This is a genomic window from Mesorhizobium sp. M0217 (genome assembly GCF_040321955.1).
GTDB lineage: Bacteria > Pseudomonadota > Alphaproteobacteria > Rhizobiales > Rhizobiaceae > Mesorhizobium.
This window is the reverse complement of the sequence record NZ_JAMYSN010000068.1, coordinates 1-836: the sequence shown is the minus strand read 5'-3', so window position 1 is coordinate 836 and position 836 is coordinate 1. Positions and strand designations below refer to the sequence as shown.

The 836-nt window shown below is 63.8% G+C and carries 1 protein-coding gene; it reads left to right on the top strand.

Annotation, left to right across the window (positions count from 1 at the left end):
* The coding region (locus NKJ18_RS32940) for a hypothetical protein (protein WP_352761612.1) at nt 1-836 on the top strand (836 nt) is incomplete at both ends.

Genomic DNA, 836 nt, shown 5'->3' with positions numbered 1-836 from the left:
AAGCTGCAGGCCGTTGCCGATGCCGCGGCCTATGCCGGTGCGCTCGAGAAAGTCGCGGGTTCCGATAACCCGACCATCATCGCCGCCGCCACGCAGTCCGCGACCTCGAACAATTTTGCCACGCCGGGCACGATCCAGGTCAACACGCCGCCATTGTCCGGCCCGAACACCGCGAAGAAGGCGGTGGAGGTCATCGTCAAGCAGAACCTAGATCGCTACTTCACGGCGATTTTCAACCAGGCGCCCGTTGCCGAACAGGCAAGGGCGGTGGCGCTGATCAATGACGCCTCCAAGGCTTGCGTGCTGGCGCTCAGTCAGTCGGCCTCCCAGGCTGCGCTCTTTTCCGGCAACACCACCGTCAACCTCACCGGCTGTTCGGTCATGTCGGACTCGATTGCCTCGGACGCCATAAAGACGCAGGGCTCGGCGGTGCTCAAGGCCGACTGCCTGATCACGGTCGGCGGCATGGTGCTGAACAATCCGGCGACCACGGTCTGCAAGTCCAACATCACCCAGGCCTTGCCGGCAGCCGATCCTTTCTCCAGCCTGGCGGCGCCGACGGCCGGGAACCCGTGCAAGTCTGTCAACGGCAACAAGACGTCGCAAACACTCCAGCCTGGCACCTACTGTAGCGGCATGAGCCTCAGCGGCAACGTCACCCTGCAGCCCGGCGTCTACGTCGTGCAGGGCGGTATGAAGGTCAACGCCAACGCGGTCGTCGCGGGCAGCGGGGTAACCATCTTCATGGCAGGCAGCAACACTGTCAGCATGAACGGCAACGCCAAGGTGACGCTGAGCGCGCCTACCTCCGGAGCCTATTCCGGCGTGCTGTTCTA